This is a genomic window from Roseobacter insulae, assembly GCF_019375555.1.
Classification (GTDB): Bacteria; Pseudomonadota; Alphaproteobacteria; order Rhodobacterales; family Rhodobacteraceae; genus Roseobacter; species Roseobacter insulae.
Genome location: NZ_JAHXDN010000002.1, coordinates 905,471 through 925,656, shown reverse-complemented (window position 1 = coordinate 925,656; position 20,186 = coordinate 905,471). Strand labels below are relative to the sequence as shown.

Genomic DNA, 20,186 nt, shown 5'->3' with positions numbered 1-20,186 from the left:
TCGGGACCTCCCCCTTCAGAGCGGGTTGTCCCGCCCATGACGGGCGGCGCTTTGCCTCTATACTTCCTGCCGTTGCGCCCGGTGGGTGCCGGCAATGTAGTGCTTCAGATCCTCAAAAGACATCGGTTCGGCAAAATGGAAGCCCTGCAGGGTGGCGCACCCCATCGACTGCATCATGTCAGCATGCATATAGGTTTCGACCCCTTCGGCGGTGACCGAAATCTGCAAGGATTCAGCGATGCCGATGATCGAACGCACCATGTTCTGACACACCTGAGTTTGCGGCGCACCGTAGACCAGCCGCTGATCGATCTTGAGCACATCGGGCCGCACCCGCATGAGGCTGATCATGGAGGCATGGCCGGAGCCGAAATCGTCGATCTCGATCAGCAGACCTTTTTCCCGCAGCAGATCCAGCGTGAAATCCAGATATTCCGGCTGATCATCCAGAAAGACCGACTCGAGAATTTCGAAGGAGACTTTGGTTTTCGTGAAATCTCTCTCGTCAATGGCGACAAGCAGATCGGGATCGGAGAGGCGCCCCGCGGTGACGTTGAAGGAGACTTTCGGCAGGGGTGTCCCCGCCCGCTCCAGTTCCGCCACGTTGTCCAGCGCCTTTTTCATTACCATTCTGTCAAGCAGGGTCAGCATCGACAGCTGTTCCGCCACCTCCAGAAAGCCCGAGGGCGGAATAACCGCCTTGTCCGGCTGTACCCAGCGGGCGAGGACTTCGACGCCCACAACATCATGCGTCTTCGCGTCAATTTGCGGTTGGTAGAAGGGCACGAATTCCCCGCGCTCAAGGCCAAGCCGAATGAGTTCGGCGGTATCGCGGACCGCGACGACCTTTTTATGCTCTTCAGCGCCGTAGGTGATCACCTGGTTCCGGCCCCGCTCCTTGGCGATGTAAAGCGCCGCGTCCGCCGCCCGCACCAGTTCTTCGGTCGCCACCAGATTGCACTCCGACGACGCGATACCGAAGCTTGCCCCTACCCGCAGAGATTTTCCCTCGTATTCAATGGGTTCTGACACACGCCTCAACATGTTTTGCGCCAGTTTCTGGGCGTTTTTCAGGGTCCCGTTTTTCCCAAGCAGGACAATGAATTCATCGCCCCCGATCCGCACCGGAATGTCGTCCTGGGAAATTTCGTCCCGCAGAACCTGAGATACCTGACACAACACTTTGTCACCCGCTTCATGACCCATCGTGTCATTGACATTCTTGAAGTGATCAAGATCGATACGGATGATCGCAAGGGGTGAGCTTGCGTCATATTCCGCGCAGAGTTTATCGAAGGTGCCATTGAAACAGCGACGGTTCGGCAACCCGGTCAGCTCATCGTGCAGCGCCTGCCATTCCATCGCCGAGGTTGTTGCAATCAGGTTCTTTTCATTGTGCTTCTGCTCGGAGACGTCGCTTGAAATGGCCATGAACCCATAGGCCTGCCCCTGATCGTCGAACAAGGTCGAAATACTGAGCCTGACCCAATATTCCTCCTCGTCGGAACGGTAATTGATCAGTTCAACTGAAATCGGCTCACGCGCTGCCAAGGCCGCCCGAATGTCCGCGCGGGTTTGTGGGTCCGTGTCCGGACCTTGCAGCAGGTCAGCTGGCAGTCTCCCCTTGATGGCGTCCGCCGAATGGCCGGATATGCGTTCGAAAGCCGGGTTATGCCAGACAATCCGCGTGTCGAGATCGGTGATGACGATGGCTTCCTCCGCCTTGCGCGCGATGGCGGCCAGTTCGCTCAGTTCTTTTTGTTGTTCCCTGAGTTTGTTGCGCGATCTTTCGACTTCGGCGTGAGGGCGCAGAATTGTCTGACGACCAAGCCACCCGAAAATCCCAAAGGGCAGCAACAGCGCGGCAGATACGGCCAGGATTGCCTTGGTCACCAGTTCCTGCCCGATCGTCTGGAACAGGCTTGACTGCGAGTTCAGAACCAGGGACAGCCCGGTCGATCCGATCGGCACGGTTATGGCGCTTTCGCCAGCGGTGTGTTGCGACCACGCGTCATTCACATTCACGATACGCGCGAGCGTTTCTATCTGCCCCCGTGCGGTGCGTTCCTGCCCGAGGTCGACACTGAGAACAGACGTCAGAACACCTTCGACAAACCCCCTGTTCAGGATTGGCGCCGCGATCAGAATGTCCTGTGACCGGGTTGCGGCATCTCGAAATCTGTCTACGGTGCGCGTGGTCACCTGCTGGGTCAGCAGGACTTCTGCCGCGAGATCGCGCACGGCGCTGGTTGTCTCCAGTGAATGGGTTCGCGATGACACCCGGTGAAAACTCATGGGCGTGCCTTCAAAGTCAAAAATGAAGAACTCCGAGACATTCTCGGGCACAACCACGCCCTCAAGCCTGTCAATGAAACCATCATCGTGATGGACATCGCCTATGACGTAAGAGACCAGAGAAGGTTCTGACGCCAGAAAGACAGTGAGGGACGCGCTGGGATCGAGAATGGAATACACCCGCGCGGCCTCCTGTTTGGCGCGGCTGATCACGGCACGCTTGTGGGTCTCCATCAGAAAGGGTTTGGCGGTCACCCACACGGCGGTCGCCGCAGTGGTCAGCGCTAAGGCAAAGCTGCAGGCGAGCAGCAACCAGAAAACCTTGTTTATGGAAACGGCGTGACGCATTCAGGAATCGTGATCCGCCATCTCCGACAAGACCAATCGCCCGGACTCCGCAAACGAGGCAACACACAGATCCTGACCGTTCAGCGCCTCATGCGCGTCGGGTGCGGAGTCTGAAAAAGGACCAAACGGACGGTTATATGTCTTGAGAATGCCTTCAACGGGGCGCGCAAGATCCTCCAGCGCGACGCGCAGCAGGTTGCGGCGTTCCGAGATGGAGCCGTGCTTCCACGCATCCGACCCGGAAGTCTGAGCGATTGCGGCCAAAAGGATCTTTACAAGATCATAGCTGTGAACAAAGCCGGTGGAGGCATGGACGTCCGACAACCGCTCAAACGGATGCGCCTGCGTGCTGGCGCTGCGCAGGGCTTGCGCGAGAACCGTACTTCCGTCGCGTTCAACCTTCAGACCGCATGTCTGCAAGACTTCGATTTGAAGATCAGACCGGACGGTGTGCGACACCATATCCCGGAAATCGCCCGACACGATTCCCCAATGGCTCACCAGCCTGATGTGCGGGGCAAGCTCGTGAAGCTCGTTGACCAAGAGAGCCCCCTCCTGTGCGTTTGACAACATGATCGCGCAATCAACGTCCATGCCCGCCACGTTTTCCGCCAGCGTCCGCGCGCTGGCGCTGCCAAGGGCGGTGGGAAACGTGAACACAACCGGTTCGTTCGCCTTGGCCTCCCGGAAAGCTTCGAGCATCGTCACGCGATTGGCACGCCCCCACCCGGTATCCACCAGTAAAAGCGCCGTGCGCTGGCACCGCCTGTTGTTCAGGACGTGGTTTACGAGAAAGGGCCCGGCCTTGGTGTCGTCCACAGACAGCCTGAAAATCCAGTTCACCTGGCCTGCTTCCGGGCGGGTAATCGGCCCCGCTGCGGACCACGGCAAAAGCAACAGGAGCCCACGGTCGTTTATGTGTTCCCGGTTGGTCAGATAGGGAGGGGAATGCACCCCCCCGATCACGGCCAGCGCCTGCGGATCGTTTTCGAACGCGCGCAGGTTCGCCATGGAGCGTTTCGAGTTGGCACGGTGATCCATCGGCACCACTTCCAGCTCGATGTCACCAATCGCATAATCAACCTCTGACAAGGCTGATCTCACACCAAGCTCGATTGCATCTGCCGCGGGTCGTGCAATGGAGTAATCGGCGTCAATGTATAGGCGCAGCCGTTCTGCGACGGCGGACTGGCCAAAACTGCAGCAAAGCATGGTCCAGGCTAAAATATGCAATGGTTTGTGCATCTTCGTCTCCCTCGGTGCAGCTTGTTAAGCTCTGAGAAGGATTACCAAGAAGACGCTCATTATTTGGTTAAAGACCGGGCATGCATTATGGTGCCAAGAGCCGTAATATGCGGACCGTTTTCTTCAATTTGTCGCGGTTCCCCCGACTGCACCTGATCACGGCGCCAAAGCGTATCGCGAGGGCACCGGGACCGGTCAGGTGAGCGGCCTGCCCCGTTCGGGTTTATGCGGTGTACCCGGCAACCACCTGCAACAGTTTGAAGGACGTGGCCGCATCGTTCTCGACAACCGCCAGAAATTCGTCCGCACCAAGACGCAGGGCCTCCACATCTGTTTCGGCCCGCATGGTCAGAGCGCGCGGCACATTCCGGATCAGGCCCAACTCGCCCACCAGCGTACCGGGTCCGACCATCGCGATGTGCTTTTCTTCCTGCCCGTCTCCGGGATCAAACAACTCGGCAGCTCCGGACAGGATCATATATGCACCATCGCGCGGATCATCATCCTTGTTAAAGATGACGTCTCCGGCCTGTGCAGAAAACCATTTCGCCCCGAAAGCGAGCAGCCGGAGCTGTTTCCGGCCCATGCCGGAGAAAAGAGTTGTTGACTCCAACGCCCTGACTTTGCGCAGTAAATCTGCACTCGCGGCACTGTCATCAGCATCCTCGGCGGCCTTGTCGGCGGATACCATGCGCCCCTGCCTGATCTCCAGGAAAGCATCGAACTGATCGGGGTTGTCGAAACCGTCACCCAGATAGATCATCGTGGTCTGCGGCAACAGCGCCCGGAGCCTGGCATTCACTTCCCGCCAGATTTTCGGATCGTAACCGGACAGCACCTGATCGAGGATCAGCACATCCGGCTGTTTGATGATCGCGCGACTGATCGCGAGGGGTTCGGTGAAAACCGCTGGCAGATTGCTGCCGCCCGACGCGAGGGCAAAGTCATACATCAACGCCATAACCTCGGGCTTTAACCCTTCACGCTCCAGAACCTCGGACACAAGCTTGCGCAGATCGTCGGCGCGCGCACCCGCACTGTCGGAAATCTTGCCAAAGAGCGCGTTTTCGAGAACCGAGAGGCCCGGCGCAATTTCCCCCGCATCGAGCGGCGCATAGAGATCGTTGAGCCCTTCGCGGAATTGCAACCCGTTTGCCGCCCGCAGACCGAGGATCGTTTCGCGCATCTCGTTGGAAAAGGCCGGGCCGATTTGCTCTGCCGAAATGCGCAACGGCACGGTCATCAGCATCGCCTTGTCGGCATCGCTCAGGGTGCCAGTGCGAGAGGTAAGAAGCTGGACCGACCGTTCGAACACCGCCGGATCAAGGCCCAGTTTCCGAAACAGCGGATGCTCCGTGCCATCGGTGCCGAAAATCTGGTTCAACAGCTCGATCACATCGCGCGACAGCTCCAGTAACCCCGCCTCCAGACCGAGATTCCGCATCAGGTCGAAGAGATCGGTCTGTGTCGCCAACTCCTGTTGCGTCACAGGGCGGCGCATCGTCGCGAAAAACAGGTTGCCGATCACCGGCAGCGCCGGATTGTAGAGCGCCGGGTCAAACCGGTGGACGTGGCGTGCAAGATCTGCCGCCACCACGGCCTCCCAGACCTTGGGCCGCGCGGCGATCAGGCGCCTGGCAAGGTCGGGCCGTGTTTCCAGGTCGATTTTCTGGTCCAGCGACCGGCGATACAACGCCCCTCCCGTGCCCATCGTGTCGAGCAGGCTCAGCCACCACGCCTGAACCTCCGCCCTGTCCTGCACCCCGGCCAAGGCCGGATCGAGCCACTCCGCCTCGACCGGGTCGGCACTGTTGCCAGCCGCCGCGGCCTCCTGCGCCGCGGCCTGCACTTCTGGCGTGACATCTCCCTGCGGGTTTTGCTTGAGCGGCATCATCGTGTTGTCGCCGAAAGTGCCCTGAAACAACATGGGGCGGGTGTCGGCGTGTCCGATGCGCGACGCAATAACCGACTGATGCAGGCCGGCCAGGGCATGCCCCGCGATCACGACCTGGCCGCTGGAGGGCATGACCTCGCGGGTCAGCACGTCAGCCAGTGCCTGCCGGTCCTCTTCGCTGGGCGCGTCCACCGCCACCACGCTCCCCTTGCCAAACTGGGCAGAGATGTTTTCTAGCACCGGGTTGCCATCGCTGTCGGTGACCGTAATGTCCTGCAACTCCACCGTGCCGGCAAGGCTTGGCACTTCCGCCGGCGCGCCGTCCATCAACCGCGCATCGATCACATTGCCGGGAGAGAATTTTTCGACCACTGTTTCCCAACGCAGGCTCATGTCCTGCGATTGGTTGTAATAGGCCAGTAACTCCTTCCAGGGTGAGCTGAGATCCTTGTAGGCCGCGAGCGCCGCCACCAGGGCGCCCAGCGAGACCGCCCCCTGGATCACCAGATAACCCCCTACGGAAAAGAAGAAAAATGGCGTAAGCTGGGTGATGAAGTTATTGATGAACTTCATGAAGAATTTCTTCTTGTAGATTTTCAGCCGGATGCCGAAGACCACGCCGAGCCGTGCGCTGATCATCGACAGGCGGTAGCGCCATCCGCCATGGATGCGCAGATCGCTTGCACCTTGCGCGCTTTCGCCGATGAGCGCTGCCAGTCGCCGGACCTCCTTGATCCGCTCCTTGTTCATGAGGTTGATCTGTCGCTGGAGCTTGGGGATCAACCACGCCTGCAACGGGATCAATGCAATGGCGGCAAGCCCGAACCACAGGCTTTGCAAGAAAAGAAACACCAGTATGGTGATCATCTGGCCCGCCTGCAGCACCGGCTGCGTCAGCGCATCCCCCATCAACCCGCCCATGGGCTCGGTCTCTCCGGTGATCATGGCGACGAGTTCGCCCTGTGAGGTCCTGCGAAAATACGGTTTGGGAAACCGCAGCATGCGCGAGATCAGGGTATAGCGCAGCCGTCGCAGCATCCGTTCGGACAGGATACCCTTCATGGTGTTGATCCGCATTTTCAGCAGGCCATGCACCAGCACGGACGTCAGGAAGGCGGCGCATAAAAGCGCCAGAAGACCGACCTGGCTGAACGTCACGCCGAAGACATCGACCTGCCCTGTTGCCGCGCCGATCGCGTCGTTGATGATCCGCTTGGGCAATTCCAGCGTCAGATACAGAAATGGAAACAAAGCACAGGTGAAGACCAAAAGGATCAGTTGGTCACGCTTCGAATACCTCCAAATGAATTGAAAGATCGTCTTTTCGATTTGCCGCACCCCCATGCGAGACGTCGAAGCGAATGCATCCGCGCCTTATGATGTTGAGGCAGCATAACCTAAGTAATATCTTTTGCGAAATCCGAACTTTAACGTGCATTCTGGTCCCCATGTCGGCGGGGCCCGAAGGTGCTGAGCGGATGGCAGGGCATGGTAATCCGCACAGGATGGCGGAAAAAATCACGACCCTCGCGACATTCGCCGGGAGTGACCGTGCGGGGCCCGTGGCCTCGTCGCTCTTACGCCCCGATCCTGCCCCATCACGGTCCCAGTTGGGTTTTAGAGTGCGGATACGTCCGCGACAAAACGGAAGTTCACATGACCCAATTGCACACCGAAAGCGATCCTCGTCACACCCGGCTCTTTGAGCTTATCAGACAGAAGAACCAGGCCGACACGACCGTGGCGCGCGTGAAGGGATTCACCCTGCGACAGGTCAGTGCCGACGAAGTCGCACAGCTGCAACTGGCCGCAACACGGTCGCTTCAGGCGCGCCACTGAGCGCGCCTGCGACAGCGTCTCCTAGAAAAAGGCCTCGGCGTTCAGACCCACTGTCATGGCGCCGATGATCTCCCCGCTGCTGGGGTCGGTGATCGTGAAAGACACCTGCCCCTGATAGGTCTGGGAGCTTTCGTCGAACTCCACTTCATCCACGAAGACAGCGCCTGCGCCCACGCCGTAGGATTTGGCGTATTTGTCTTCGTCACCCTGCCAGTAATCAGACGTCACGCCACTGGCCGCCACGTTCAACCCCAGCGCATCCATGACAAAAATCTCCGTGATGCGCCCACCGGACTCGGCCACCTGCTCTTTCAGGGTAGCAGAGAGCGGCCTGCCCATCACTTCATCAATCAGCGGTTGTGTCGCCTGCCCGACCTGCGCGCGCCACGCGGTGTCCCACTCTTCAATCTGGGTGATCGATGCGCCAGCCGTTTCGGCATTCTGAGCAATGATCGCATTCGTCACTTCGGCCGATTGCGCCCAGTTCATGATGTCGGTTTCGACAAAGGCCTTCATCGCGGGCGGGGCGTCGACAGCATATGCGACACTGGCCGCGATCATCAGCGGCGAAGAGAGAAGGAAGGTACGGATCATGGCGGGGGTTCCTTTTATAGCGAGGGCGCACCAAACCGGTGTCGCCGATGCCTGCACGCTACCCAGAACACTTTTAACGACAGGTAAAAGCCTCAGGCTTCGGCGCGAAAGCCTGTTGCCACAACGAATTTTTCCGAACTGTCCGCCCGTGATGACGGTGGTTTGATGTTCGCAACCCTTGAGAATCGCTGCTTGAGGAGTTTCTGCAGTTCCCCCTCGGCGCCCCCGGCCAGCACCTTGGCAACGAACGTCCCCCCCTCATCCAGCACATCAAAGGCGAAATAGGCCGCAGCCTCGCAGAGCGCGATAATGCGCAAATGATCGGTCTGCTTGTGCCCCGAACTGCTTGCCGCCATGTCGGACATCACAACATCGGCACGCCCGCCCAGCCATTCCTTGACCTTCAGGTCGGCGTCATCCGCCATGAAATCCAGCTGATACAGTTCGCACCCGGCGATCGGCTCCATCTCCTGCAGATCAATGCCCAGTATCGTGCCGACCGCCTTGCCGGATTTCTCTCCCAGCGCATTCACGCGTTTCACGGCCACCTGGCACCACCCCCCCGGTGCAGCGCCGAGATCCACAACCCGTGCACCCGGCACGAGGAAACGGTACTTGTCGTCCAGTTCCATGATCTTGAACGCAGCCCTGCCCCGGTAGCCCTCGGCCTTGGCGCGCTTGACGTAAGGATCGTTCAACTGCCGCTGCAGCCACCTGGTAGAGCTGAGCTTGCGCCCACGTGCGGATTTCACCTTGACCTTGAGCTCGCGCTGCCCGCGACCGGAGGTATTTTTCCCGCTGGGTGTCTTGGCCATCAGAAGTCTCCGTCTTCCAGCACGCCGTCCGCGCTCATCTGGGCGTATAGCAGGCCCTCTCGCAAACCGCGATCCGCAACCGACAGACGGTCGGTCGGCCAGCAGCGCATCAGCGCCTGGAGGATCGCCGCGCCCGACATGATCAGCGCCTGACGGTCCTGACCTATGCGCGGGTCCGCCCGGCGCCCCGCTGGTCCCAGTGCCAGATAAGACCGGATCACCCGGTCGATCTGCTCGGTGGTCATGTGCAGCCCGTCGACCTTGGTACGGTCGTATCGCTTGAGGCCCAGATGGCTGGCCGCCACGGTCGTAACCGTCCCCGATGTGCCGACGATCTGGAATTTCTCATGCGGCTGGGTGTCGTGATAGGGGGTGAAATCAGCCAGGTTTTCCTCGAAAAACCAGCTCATCAGGGCAAAACGGGCCGCATCATCCTCGACATCGTTGAACTGATCACGCAGCGTCGCGACCCCCAGGGGAACCGAGATCCAATCGACCACCCGCGCGGCCGGCAGATCGGAGAGGGTTTGCTTGAACCCGCTGTGCAGGCGCATGATCGACTGTGGCCTGTCGTGTTTGGGCACGTCTTTCAGATCGATCCATACCAGTTCGGTGGACCCGCCGCCAATATCGACGACCAGCAGGTTCTCTGTGGACCGCCCGACAAGCGGGGCGCAGGAAATCACCGCAAGCTGCGCCTCTTCCTGTGGCTTGATGATATCCAGCGTGAGGCCGGTTTCGCGATGTGCGCGCCTGATGAATTCTTGGGCGTTCAGCGCGCGGCGGCAGGCTTCGGTCGCGACCAGACGCATCCTGCGCACTTTGTTGCGCCGCAGTTTCTGCTGGCAAATCCGCAAGGCCTGAATGGTGCGTGTCATCGACCCGCGCGACAAGCGCCCGGTTTTCTCAAGCCCTGCCCCCAGTTGGACGGACTTCGAGAAGCTGTCCACCACATGAAAACCATTGCCGCGAGGCTGGGCAATCAACATGCGGCAGCTATTTGTGCCCAGATCAAGGGCGGCATATAGCTCTCCTGACCGGGGCGGAACTGGCGCGGGGCTCAGAGCCGTCTTCTGTTCGAGCGCGCCCGCACCTTTGGGACGCTGTGGCGCCATCTTTCGCGCCTTTCAATTCGAGTTGGCTTTACGCTAACGGCTCTGGCGTTTCGGCGCAAGCGGTCGTGACGGGGCGCGGTGCGTGCCGACATCGGCATCGGCACCGCGACATGGCCATGATGTACGCAGACGGGCGGATCCCAATATCACCCGCGCTCAGCATCATTATCAAGATTATGGGGATGCGCTGATCTCGCGGTTTTTATGGGATTGCGTTAGACCATGTCACGTCGCGGAAAGATGTTGTTCTGTCGAAAAACGGCATTGGTGAAAGTCTGAGTGCGATTAGACAGGCGGGAAGAGTTTGGGAGGAATCAGCACATGCCTGACGTCACGATTGTTTATTGGCGCGATATCCCGGCCCAGGTGATTGTGGGCAAGGGGCGCCGTGGGTCCAAGCGTCAGCTGCCCGAACGTTTCGAGCAGGCGATCGACCGTGCCGCCATGAAGGTTGGCGCTGAGGACACGGATGCTTATCTGGCAGAGTGGCGCAAGGCGGATCCCTTCGAAGTTGATGGCGATCCCGAAGCGGTTGCAGATGCCGAGGCAGCGCGGCTCGAGGCCGAGTACGACAAAGCGCGCATCAAGGCGCTGATCAACAACGACGGATGGGCCTGACCCTGACCGGATTTTTCGACACCCTTCTTTCCCGAAAGGACCGCCTGATGGCATTGTTGAACTTCAAAAAGAAAGAGGCCCCTGCGACCGATGCCTCAAATCCGCAGGTCGAAGCCTTTCTGCAGGATTACTCCATCGAAGTAATGCCGCGCACGGCCGAGAAGGTGGAGAACTTCCGAGATCTGCTGCCCGAAGGCACACGTGTTTACATCGCCCATATCGAGGGAACGCCCATCGAGGATATGGTGGCGACGGCCAAAAGGTTGCACGACGATGGCTTCCCGGTGATGCCGCACTTCCCGGCCCGCATCATCAGGGACAAGGCCACTCTTGCCGACTGGATTGCGCGCTATCAGGGTGAGGCGGATGTGAAGCAGGCGTTGCTGTTGGCGGGGGGCGTTGCCACGCCGCACGGCGAATTCGACAGCTCCATGCAGCTGATGGAAACAGGCCTCTTCGATGACGCCGGGTTCGAGCGGCTGCATGTGGCCGGCCACCCCGAAGGCAACCGCGACATCGACGCGGATGGGTCGATGACCAACGTGACGGCGGCGTTGCACTGGAAGAACGATTTCCAAAGCCGCACGGATGCACAAATGGCACTGGCCACGCAATTCGCCTTTGACGCCAAGCCGATCATCAGATGGGCCGACGATTTGGCGGCGCAGGGCATCACCCTGCCCGTGCACATCGGCATTGCCGGTCCGGCCAAGCTGCAAACGCTGATCAAATTCGCCATTGCCTGCGGGGTCGGTCCCTCACTCAAAGTGCTGCAAAAGCGGGCGATGGATGTCACCAAGCTGCTGCTGCCCTATGAACCCACCGACGTCGTTACCGAACTGGCCGCGCATAAAGCCGCCAACCCGGACTTCAACATCTCCCATGTGCATTTCTTCCCGCTCGGCGGCATTAAGACCAACGCCACGTGGGCCATCCACAATGGCGGCCCCGCTGCCGCCCCTGCAAACGCCTGATCCAAGGACAGCTTAATGACTCGCACAATCGTCGAATCCAAAACCAAGACCGCAATCATCGGCTTTGACCAGCCCTTCTGCGTGATCGGTGAACGGATCAACCCCACGGGCCGAAAGAAACTCGCGCTGGAACTGGAAGCGGGGGATTTCTCCACGGTCGAAGCGGACGCGGTTGCGCAGGTCGCAGCAGGCGCCACGGTGCTCGATATCAACTCCGGCGCCGTCTTCACCAACAAGATGGCGGAAGATACGCGCTACGCGGACAACAATTTCGTCGAACCACCGCTGATGAAGGAACTGGTCGCGCGGGTTCAGGCGATCGTCGATGTGCCGCTCTGCATCGACAGCTCGGTCCCCGGTGCTCTGGAATCCGGGCTGGCAGCCTGCGAAGGCCGCCCGCTGCTGAATTCGGTCACCGGTGAGGAAGAGCGGCTGGAGATCGTTCTGCCGCTGGTGAAAAAATACAACGTGCCGGTCGTGGCGATTTCGAACGATGATACCGGCATTTCAGAAGATCCCGACGTGCGGTTTGCCGTCGCGAAGAAAATCGTCGAACGGGCAGCCGATTTTGGCATACCGGCGAATGATATCGTGGTGGATCCGCTGGTCATGCCAATCGGCGCCATGGCCACCGCCGGACATCAGGTTTTCACGCTGGTCCGCCGCCTGCGGGAGGAATTGGGCGTGAACACGACCTGCGGTGCCTCCAACATTTCCTTTGGCCTTCCCAACCGTCACGGCATCAACAACGCCTTCCTGCCGATGGCGATGGAGGCCGGCATGACGTCCGCGATCATGAACCCGGTTGCACTGCCTGTTCCGGCCGCCAGGATCGAAGCCAAGAAGCTGGAACTGGCCGAGGCCGGCGTGATCTTCCCGGAGGATATGGACCTTGAGCTCTTCTGCCAGCTGACCGGACTTGGATCGACCAAACCCCGGCCCGGCAAGGAAATGGAAGCGATTCGTGCTGCCAACTTTCTGACCAACAACGATCCGCATGGCGGCGCGTGGATCGCGTTCAACAAGGAAGCGCCCAAGCCCGGGCATGAAGGCAGAGGGCGCGCCGGTCGCAGCGGTGGACGGCGGCGGCGCGCATAGCAGCGCAAAAAACCGACTTCAATGCAGGGCCCCGGTGTGGAAATACCGGGGTTTTTTCATTGCGTGACCCCTGTCCGCGCAGGCCTCCGGTGACGGTGCTTATGAATTCGGTGAAAAGTTTCAAAGGGAGTAACCCGGTCTTAACGGACTGCGCTCTACAACCGCTGACAACCAGTTAGTCAGCCGATGTGGAGAGAGCGATGCACCTGCAATATTCTTGCACCTTCAGGAGGGCTTCATGAGCGACCCTATTGCATTGTCTGCCCGCCTCGATTTGCCGGCAGCATCGGCCTTGATGGCAACAATCAAGGACCACGGCGACGCTGATCTGATTCTGGATCTGGCCGAGGTCAAACATCTCGGTGCTCTTTGTCTTCAGGTCATGTTGTCGGCCGCAACCAGCGCGGTTGCACAGGGGCGGTCCCTCTCACTTGTCAACGCGTCCGACCGCGTGATCGATCAACTGCGTGTCATGGGGATGACACCTGAAGCCATTTCCAGGGGGCGTCAATGACACTCGAAATCCTAGCCGTAGACGACAGCCGCACAATGCGGGACATGATCCGGCTGGCGCTTCTGCCCGCCGGGTTCAACGTTCACACAGCAGATGACGGGATGCATGGCATCGAGGTTCTCGAAGGGATTGAGCCCGACGCGATTATCACCGACATCAACATGCCGCGGCTGGATGGCTTCGGCTTCATCGACGCTGTCAGGGGGCAGGAGAAACACCGTGCCACTCCCATTTTGGTTCTGACGACGGAAGCAGCTCCGGAACTGAAAGCCCGCGCGCGGGGCGCTGGCGCGACTGGCTGGATCGTAAAACCTTTCGATCCGTCAAAGCTCATCAAAGCGCTGCAAATGGTCGCCGGGTAAGAGGGTACAATGTCTGATCCAAATGACCCAATGGCGGAAATTCGCGCGTCGTTTTTCATCGAATGCGAAGAATTGCTTGAAGCTTTGCAGGATGGTTTGCAATCGCTTGACGATGGTGACGAAGATACTGAAACCATCAACGTGGTTTTCCGCGCTGTTCACTCCATCAAGGGCGGTGCCGGGGCGTTTGGTCTCGAAGCTCTCGTGCGTTTTGCGCATCGGTTCGAAACCGTTCTGGACGAGGTACGCGCCGGGCGGATGACCCCCGACGCGGACGCGCTGAAAATCTTTTTTCAATGTGCCGATCATCTCTCAGACCTTGTTCGGGTCAGCCGCGATGACGGCGACTTGCCGGACGACAAGACGGCCGAGTTGTTGCAGCATCTGGACGACCTTCTGGGGGAAACCGGCGCACCCGAAGAAGAAGCAGAAGAAGAAATCGATTTTCAACCCGCGGTGCTGTCGCTCGATCTGGACTTCGGTGACGCCGAAGACGACGGCGATGTGGCGGAGCTTCCGTCTCTGGATGAGTTGCCGTCACCATTGACAAACACGTTCACGATCAAGTTCCGCCCCGAAAACGATCTTTTTGACACCGGCAATGAACCCTTTCACATGCTCAGATCTTTGGATGAGATGGGAGAGTGCAAGGTCACGTGTCACATGGACAGCCTGCCCGAATTTGCAGACCTGATCCCGGAGCAATCGTATCTGTATTGGACCGTCGAGCTTCAATCGGATGTCGACGAGGCCGAGATTTCAGCCGCTTTCGAATTCGTGGAAGGCCTTTGTACGTTGGAAATCTCGAAACAAGCGAGTGATGCTGTCACGGAGTACGAACTGCCAGATGACGCTGCGACCGACGTCGACGCAGACGCCGGGACGCCAGAGATGGACCAGACGGACGCGGCCATGCCATCCTTGCCCGAAATAAGCGAAGCTCCGGCGGTATCCGAGGTTCCGGATATCGCTGAAAGCGACGGTTCGCAGAAGGAAGATCAGGTCACCCCCACCGCCGCGGAAAAACCGGCGTCACCGGCAACGCCAAAATCACCGTCTCCAGCCGCAGCGGCCAAATCCGTTGTGCGCGTGGATCTCGACCGCATCGAACGATTGGTCAATCTTGTCGGCGAGCTTGTCATCAATCAGGCGATGCTGTCGCAAAGCCTTGAGAGTTCAGGCTTGTCGCCCCACTCCGATGCGATGAACGGGCTGGAAGAGTTCCAGCGTTTGACGCGTGACATTCAGGACAGTGTCATGATGATCCGCGCGCAACCCGTCAAATCGCTGTTCCAACGAATGTCTCGCATCGTTCGGGAAGCCTCCGCGGCCGTGGGAAAAGACGTTCGTCTCCACACAGAGGGTGAAAGCACCGAAGTCGACAAGACCGTCATCGAACGGCTTGCCGACCCGCTCACCCATATGATCAGGAACGCGGTTGATCACGGGCTGGAAAGCTCAGCGGACCGGATCGCGGCGGGCAAGCCTGAAGAGGGGCGCGTCAACCTCACTGCTGCACATCGATCTGGTCGGGTGGTGATCGAGGTTTCCGATGACGGTGGTGGCATCAACCGTCCGAAGGTGTTGCAGATCGCGATCGATAAGGGGTTGATCCCTGAAGACGCCAACTTGTCGGATTCGGAGATTGACAACCTTCTATTCTTGCCGGGCTTTTCCACCGCTACCGTGGTTTCAGATTTGTCCGGGCGCGGTGTCGGTATGGACGTCGTTCGGACCTCTATCCAGGCTTTGGGCGGTCGGATCACCATTACCTCCACCCCGGGTGTTGGCACAACTTTCTCAATTTCGCTACCGCTGACACTGGCAGTCCTCGATGGCATGGTCGTTCAGGTAGCCGACGAAACTCTGGTCCTGCCCTTGAACGTGGTCATCGAGACGTTGACGTTGACGAATGAGGACGTGGAAATGGTGCGACCCGGCGCGAATGTCGTGCGGGTGCGAAGCGGGTTCGTGCCGCTGTTCGATCTGGGTCAGGAGCTAGGATACCGTGCGCCCGTCGAGGATTACGAAGGGTCGGTTGTCTTGCTGATCGCGCATGAAGACGGGTCCCGTGCGGCCCTGATCATCGACAGCATTCAAGATCAAAGACAAGTGGTCATAAAGGGCCTGGACGACAGTTTCTATCGAGCCCCGGGCATTGCGGCGGCTACCATTCTGGGTGACGGGCAAATCGCGCTCATCTTAGATACTTCGGACATCATCACCAACGCAATCGGCGCGGCCGGATCCCCTTCGGCACAAAACCTAACAGGACTTTCAGCATGAGTGACAAGGAAACCTCCAACACAATTGAATTGCTGACTTTTCAATTGGCTGACCAGGAATACTCGCTTGATATCATGTCTGTCCGCGAAATTCGCGGCTGGACACGCACGACACCATTGCCTCACGCGCCGAGCTATATGAAAGGCGTCATCAATCTGAGGGGCACTGTCCTGCCGGTGATGGATCTGTCGGAAAGACTCGGTCTCAAACCTCAAAAACAGACCGAAAGGAACGTGATAATCGTCGTTAAACACGAAGATACCATGACGGGTCTTCTGGTAGACGCCGTGTCCGATATAATCGCCTTGACTTCTGAAGACTTGCAGCCACCCCCAGAAATGCAATCCGCGGACAGCGCAAGCGTCGTTAGTGCGCTGACACTTATAGACGAGCGGATGATCAGAGTTCTTGATTTAAGCTCAATCGTCACATCCGCACAAAGCAATGCAGCCTGATGAGCAAGGCCGCCCTCGAAATGACGATCGACACCGACAGCTTCAACGCGATTGCGGAGTTGGCATATCGCGAAAGCGGGTTGCAGCTCGCCGCCGAAAAGACGTCTATGATCCAGTCTCGACTGAGGCATCGCCTGAGAGCCCTCGGTCTTCAGGACTTTGCCAATTACAGTGCCTTTGTTTGTTCCGACGACGGGCGCGATGAACGTCGGCACATGATTTCCGCGCTCACGACAAATGTATCCCATTTTTTTAGGGAAAAGCATCACTTCGACGTGTTGAAAAAGCAGTTCGAAACAGTACTGCTGCCGAAACTGAAAGCGGGTGGCCGGGTTCGGATTTGGTCAGCAGGGTGTTCCAACGGTCAGGAAGCGCTCTCGATTGCAATGGTGTTGCTTGAAGTTGCCCCTGACGTAGCAAAACTGGACCTTCGCATCTTGGCGACCGACATTGATCCCGAAGTTGTTAATTTTGCCAAGCAGTCATCCTACCATGAACGGCTGGTTGGAGGCATTCCCCCGGAATTGCTGCACAAATATTTTCAGTGCGTGAAACAGAATGACGAGAAAATATACCAAGCTGGTGGTCAGCTTTTGAAAATCATAAGTTTCAGAGAACTGAATCTTCTCGCGAAATGGCCGATGCAGCAAAAAATGGACGTCATTTTCTGCAGGAATGTGGTGATCTATTTTGACTTGGACACGCAAAATCGGTTGTGGCCACGATTTCGCGACGTTTTGTCACCCAATGGCATTCTCTTTCTTGGACATTCTGAAAGGATATCCGATCCAGCGACATTTGGTTTCATTTCCGATGGTCCAACAACCTACCTGCCATCCACTGCCAGCGACGGCTCTTCGCCCTTGAGAAAGGAAAACTAAAATGTCCCTGCGTGACCAAATACGAATAATGGTGGTGGATGACATGTCCACAAGTCGCGGCCTGATCACGCAAGCTCTGGACGCGTTTGGAATTCGCAATGTTTCAACTGCGGAAAATGGTGTTGACGCACTGAAATCTCTGGCAACACATCCGGTACACCTGGTGATTTCCGACTACAATATGCCCCAAATGGATGGATTGAAGCTGCTCCATCACCTGCGATCATCGCCAAAAACCAAGGGTGTTGGCTTTATTCTGATTACGGGCAGAGCAGAACAGCAAATCGTTGATCATGGCAAGAAACTGGGGATGAATAATTATTTGAAGAAGCCGTTTGAGCAAGCCAGTTTGCGAAACTGCATTGAAGCCGTTGTAGGGCGCCTTTGAATGACAAGCGAAGCTTCTGAGGTTAATCCTTTGCCGGCCATTGTTGGGCGCCTTTCATGTTACTTGGACAAGCTGGCTGGCCAGGTTTTCGACATAGAAGAAACCATTGGTCAGGCATTAACGCATAGCACTGAGTCCAGCAAAAACACGATCACCGATCTTCAAGCCTTGGACTTTCTGCGGCAGTCCTTGGAAGATTTGGCGCTCATGACACTTCTCTTGAGCGATCGTAATGGGAAAGAACTAAACGCCAAATGCCTCCACGGAGTCAGTGACAAGCTTAAGTTAAAGACCACGCGTTCGCTGCTGGAAGGTAAAGAGCCTGGATTTTTTGGTGCCGAGGAAGACACGCTGGGGGACCTAGATCTTTTCTAAAGGTCTTTGACCGGCACCCGGAGTCTTTTGTAGACTAGCGAACTGGCACGCATCCCTTCGCGGTTAACAGTCCCTCAAATCAGAAGCGCCGGCGCGGCTCATATGATGTGCCTCTGGAATTTCAGACGCTTTGCGCCCAACTGTGAGGCAGGTAGGCCGACATGGGGACAATCAATTGCAGCGACGATTTTGAGCGCGATGCGGTACATCAGATCACGGTGCGGGGATATCCGGTTCGGGAGGTTTCCCAGCGTTTGGGCGCAAGCACCCATTCTCTTTACACGTGGATGAAGCCGTTCGCTGAACTGGTTTCAAAAGCGGGCGGCGAGGATCACGAGGCCGAGAACCGCCGGTTGAAGCGGGAACTGGCACGGGTCACCGAGGAGCGCGACATCCTAAGAAAGGCAACGGTGTACTTCGCGCGAGGGTCGCAATGAAGTACGCCTTCATCCGGGCGCATCACGAGGAGTTCAGCATCCGGGCCATATGCCGGGTGCTCAGTGTGCATTTCAGTGGCTTCTGCGCATGGCTTAAAGAACTGTTAAGCCATCGTGCGCAGGAAGGTTTGCGTCAGACCGAGCTGATCCGGCAGGCCTGGGCCAACAGCGGCAAGGTCTATGGCTACCGCAAGCTGACGGATGACCTGCGCGACCAAGGCGTGCGGATTTCGGAGGACCGCGTCGCCGGCCTGGCATCGTTGGCCGGGACCGCTGCACAGGTTGGAGCAGCGGTTCGTGGCCTCTCAGCCCGATCAGATCCGGGCGACCGACATCACCTACATAAAGACACATGAGGGCTGGATATATCTGTGCGTGGTCATCGACCTGTTCTCGCGCCGCGTGGTCGGTTGGTCTGCCCAATCACGCATGACCACTGACCTGACCCTGCAAGCCGTGCTCATGGCCATCTGGCCGCAAAAACCCGACGGCAAGGTCATGGTGCATTCCGATCAGGGGTCCTAATTCACTAGCCGTGAGTGGCAATCCTTCCTGCGCAACCACAGCCTGGAACCGAGCATCAGCCGACGCGGCAACGGTTTTGACAACGCCGTCGCGGAGAGCTTCTTTCAGTTGCAGAAACGGGAGCGGATCAGGCGCGGAACCTATCCAACAAGGGAAGACGCCAGACGAGACGTCTTCGAACAAATCGAGACGTTCTACAACCCTAAGCGCAAGCATACGAACAACGGCATGCTGCCGCCCGTTGACTTCGAAATCAGACAGCAGAAACTGAACAAGACAGGCATCACAAAATCTAGGGGCTGGTCACCTCAGAAGCGATGAAAAAGTAGACCGCATCAGCGGGTGAGGCACTTTGGTTCTGCTGTGCTTTCCACCCTTTGGCAGCAGGAAAGTGAGCTGAATGCGGTTTGGTTTCGACCGAGAGCACTGGCGAAAGTCAATCATTGAACACAGCCTGATCAAATGAGGCCGTCGCGCGCCACCAACGCACATTCTCTGGCACTTGCCGCCTTTGCTTTGCGATATCGGTGCCCGTCCAGGTCCGCGATGGTTCAATCAATCCGACTCGGGCGGGGGTGTTCAAAGGGAAGCTGCATTACGTTCAACAAAGCTGGTCTTGGTCAAGCTTTTGTAGCGGTTGCGAAGCGTTGGAGCCAGGCGGATATCTGGCAAGTTGCCGAGACAGCGGGGCATGCCGCGATGTTATCACGATATCAACGCATCGCTGCGCCAACACAGGCGTTAAAAGAGTTCAAGATCGTTACCGATCGCCGAAAGCTCCGGCAGATGTGTCAGCGCTTCCAACGGCGCGTCACCACGCACTTTTTGCATGACTTTTCCGGTCGCTGGCCAGAACTTAAGCTGCCGCGCAGTCTCGCCACCCAGCGAATGACCGTCACAGGAAATGCCTTCCTGTTCCAGAAACGCCAAGATGAATTCACTATTGTTTTTGCCGATGTCGCTCAGGCCCGACACCATCCGTGCGCCGCCAAAGGCTTTGGCACGGAGGCGATCTCGGCGCGCACCCTGCTTCAGAACGTCGTTGATCAACACTTCCATCGCATTGATGCCAGCAAGATTGCAGACGCCCGCGTCGCCGGTGTTTGTTGTCAGCAGCATATGGTTCAT

At 58.1% G+C, this 20,186-nt stretch carries 18 protein-coding genes and 1 pseudogene; 12 read left to right on the top strand and 7 right to left on the bottom strand.

Annotation, left to right across the window (positions count from 1 at the left end):
- Positions 1-57: 57 nt before the first annotated feature.
- The 3 genes from KX928_RS10640 to KX928_RS10630 all read right to left on the bottom strand — a co-directional run bounded on the left by KX928_RS10640 (position 58) and on the right by KX928_RS10630 (position 7,033).
- A complete protein-coding gene (locus tag KX928_RS10640; RefSeq protein ID WP_219501781.1) occupies positions 58-2,643 on the bottom strand; it encodes a putative bifunctional diguanylate cyclase/phosphodiesterase in 2,586 nt (861 codons plus the stop codon).
- Entirely contained in the window at positions 2,644-3,888 is a 1,245-nt protein-coding gene (locus KX928_RS10635; protein ID WP_219501780.1) for an ABC transporter substrate-binding protein, read from the bottom strand.
- A 223-nt stretch (positions 3,889-4,111) separates the two neighbouring features.
- A complete protein-coding gene (locus tag KX928_RS10630; protein ID WP_308342290.1) occupies positions 4,112-7,033 on the bottom strand; it encodes an ABC transporter transmembrane domain-containing protein in 2,922 nt (973 codons plus the stop codon).
- Between the two features lie 405 nt (positions 7,034-7,438).
- Between KX928_RS10630 and KX928_RS10625 the strand changes: the two genes are divergently transcribed.
- Entirely contained in the window at positions 7,439-7,621 is a 183-nt protein-coding gene (locus KX928_RS10625; RefSeq protein ID WP_219501776.1) for a hypothetical protein, read from the top strand.
- A gap of 21 nt (positions 7,622-7,642) precedes the next feature.
- On the opposite strand, the gene KX928_RS10620 is transcribed toward KX928_RS10625, so the two are convergent.
- The 3 genes from KX928_RS10620 to KX928_RS10610 form a co-directional block, all read right to left on the bottom strand.
- On the bottom strand, positions 7,643-8,215 hold the full coding sequence (locus KX928_RS10620) for a cache domain-containing protein (protein ID WP_219501774.1): 573 nt from the start codon (positions 8,213-8,215) through the stop codon (positions 7,643-7,645).
- A 92-nt stretch (positions 8,216-8,307) separates the two neighbouring features.
- A complete protein-coding gene (locus KX928_RS10615; protein ID WP_219501772.1) occupies positions 8,308-9,030 on the bottom strand; it encodes an RlmE family RNA methyltransferase in 723 nt (240 codons plus the stop codon).
- Positions 9,030-10,145, bottom strand: a complete 1,116-nt coding sequence (locus tag KX928_RS10610) for a Ppx/GppA phosphatase family protein (RefSeq protein ID WP_219501771.1) — start codon at positions 10,143-10,145, stop codon at positions 9,030-9,032. Before KX928_RS10610 ends, KX928_RS10615 begins: the two co-directional genes overlap by 1 nt.
- A gap of 321 nt (positions 10,146-10,466) precedes the next feature.
- Between KX928_RS10610 and KX928_RS10605 the strand changes: the two genes are divergently transcribed.
- From KX928_RS10605 to KX928_RS10555, 11 genes and pseudogenes are all read left to right on the top strand, one after another.
- Positions 10,467-10,763 (top strand): virulence factor, encoded by a 297-nt coding sequence (locus KX928_RS10605; protein ID WP_219501769.1) that lies wholly within the window; start codon positions 10,467-10,469, stop codon positions 10,761-10,763.
- Between the two features lie 47 nt (positions 10,764-10,810).
- Positions 10,811-11,737 carry a methylenetetrahydrofolate reductase gene (locus KX928_RS10600; RefSeq protein WP_219501766.1) on the top strand — a complete coding sequence of 309 codons (927 nt, stop codon included), beginning with the start codon at positions 10,811-10,813 and terminating at the stop codon, positions 11,735-11,737.
- Between the two features lie 15 nt (positions 11,738-11,752).
- Positions 11,753-12,835, top strand: coding sequence for a methyltetrahydrofolate cobalamin methyltransferase (locus KX928_RS10595; protein WP_219501764.1), 1,083 nt, complete (start codon positions 11,753-11,755; stop codon positions 12,833-12,835).
- Positions 12,836-13,073: 238 nt separating this feature from the next.
- Entirely contained in the window at positions 13,074-13,349 is a 276-nt protein-coding gene (locus tag KX928_RS10590; protein WP_219501762.1) for an STAS domain-containing protein, read from the top strand.
- Positions 13,346-13,711 carry a response regulator gene (locus tag KX928_RS10585; RefSeq protein WP_219501760.1) on the top strand — a complete coding sequence of 122 codons (366 nt, stop codon included), beginning with the start codon at positions 13,346-13,348 and terminating at the stop codon, positions 13,709-13,711. Before KX928_RS10590 ends, KX928_RS10585 begins: the two co-directional genes overlap by 4 nt.
- Before the next feature lie 9 nt (positions 13,712-13,720).
- Positions 13,721-15,997: a chemotaxis protein CheA gene (locus tag KX928_RS10580; RefSeq protein ID WP_219501759.1), complete on the top strand. Its 2,277-nt coding sequence runs from the start codon at positions 13,721-13,723 to the stop codon at positions 15,995-15,997.
- Complete coding sequence (locus tag KX928_RS10575; protein ID WP_219501758.1) at positions 15,994-16,452, top strand: chemotaxis protein CheW; 459 nt, start codon at positions 15,994-15,996, stop codon at positions 16,450-16,452. The genes KX928_RS10580 and KX928_RS10575 overlap by 4 nt, the downstream gene beginning before the upstream one ends.
- The gene (locus KX928_RS10570; protein ID WP_219501757.1) at positions 16,452-17,333 is read left to right on the top strand and encodes a CheR family methyltransferase; all 882 of its coding nucleotides are present in this window, start codon (positions 16,452-16,454) and stop codon (positions 17,331-17,333) included. Before KX928_RS10575 ends, KX928_RS10570 begins: the two co-directional genes overlap by 1 nt.
- A gap of 1 nt (position 17,334) precedes the next feature.
- Positions 17,335-17,721 (top strand): response regulator, encoded by a 387-nt coding sequence (locus tag KX928_RS10565; RefSeq protein WP_219501756.1) that lies wholly within the window; start codon positions 17,335-17,337, stop codon positions 17,719-17,721.
- Complete coding sequence (locus KX928_RS10560; protein WP_219501755.1) at positions 17,722-18,096, top strand: DUF8776 family protein; 375 nt, start codon at positions 17,722-17,724, stop codon at positions 18,094-18,096. It begins immediately after the preceding gene.
- A gap of 161 nt (positions 18,097-18,257) precedes the next feature.
- Positions 18,258-19,379: pseudogene (locus KX928_RS10555) on the top strand (IS3 family transposase).
- 420 nt (positions 19,380-19,799) lie between these two features.
- Here the strand turns inward: KX928_RS10555 and KX928_RS10550 are convergent.
- Positions 19,800-20,177, bottom strand: a complete 378-nt coding sequence (locus tag KX928_RS10550; protein ID WP_257883660.1) for a chemotaxis protein CheD — start codon at positions 20,175-20,177, stop codon at positions 19,800-19,802.
- Positions 20,178-20,186: the final 9 nt, after the last annotated feature.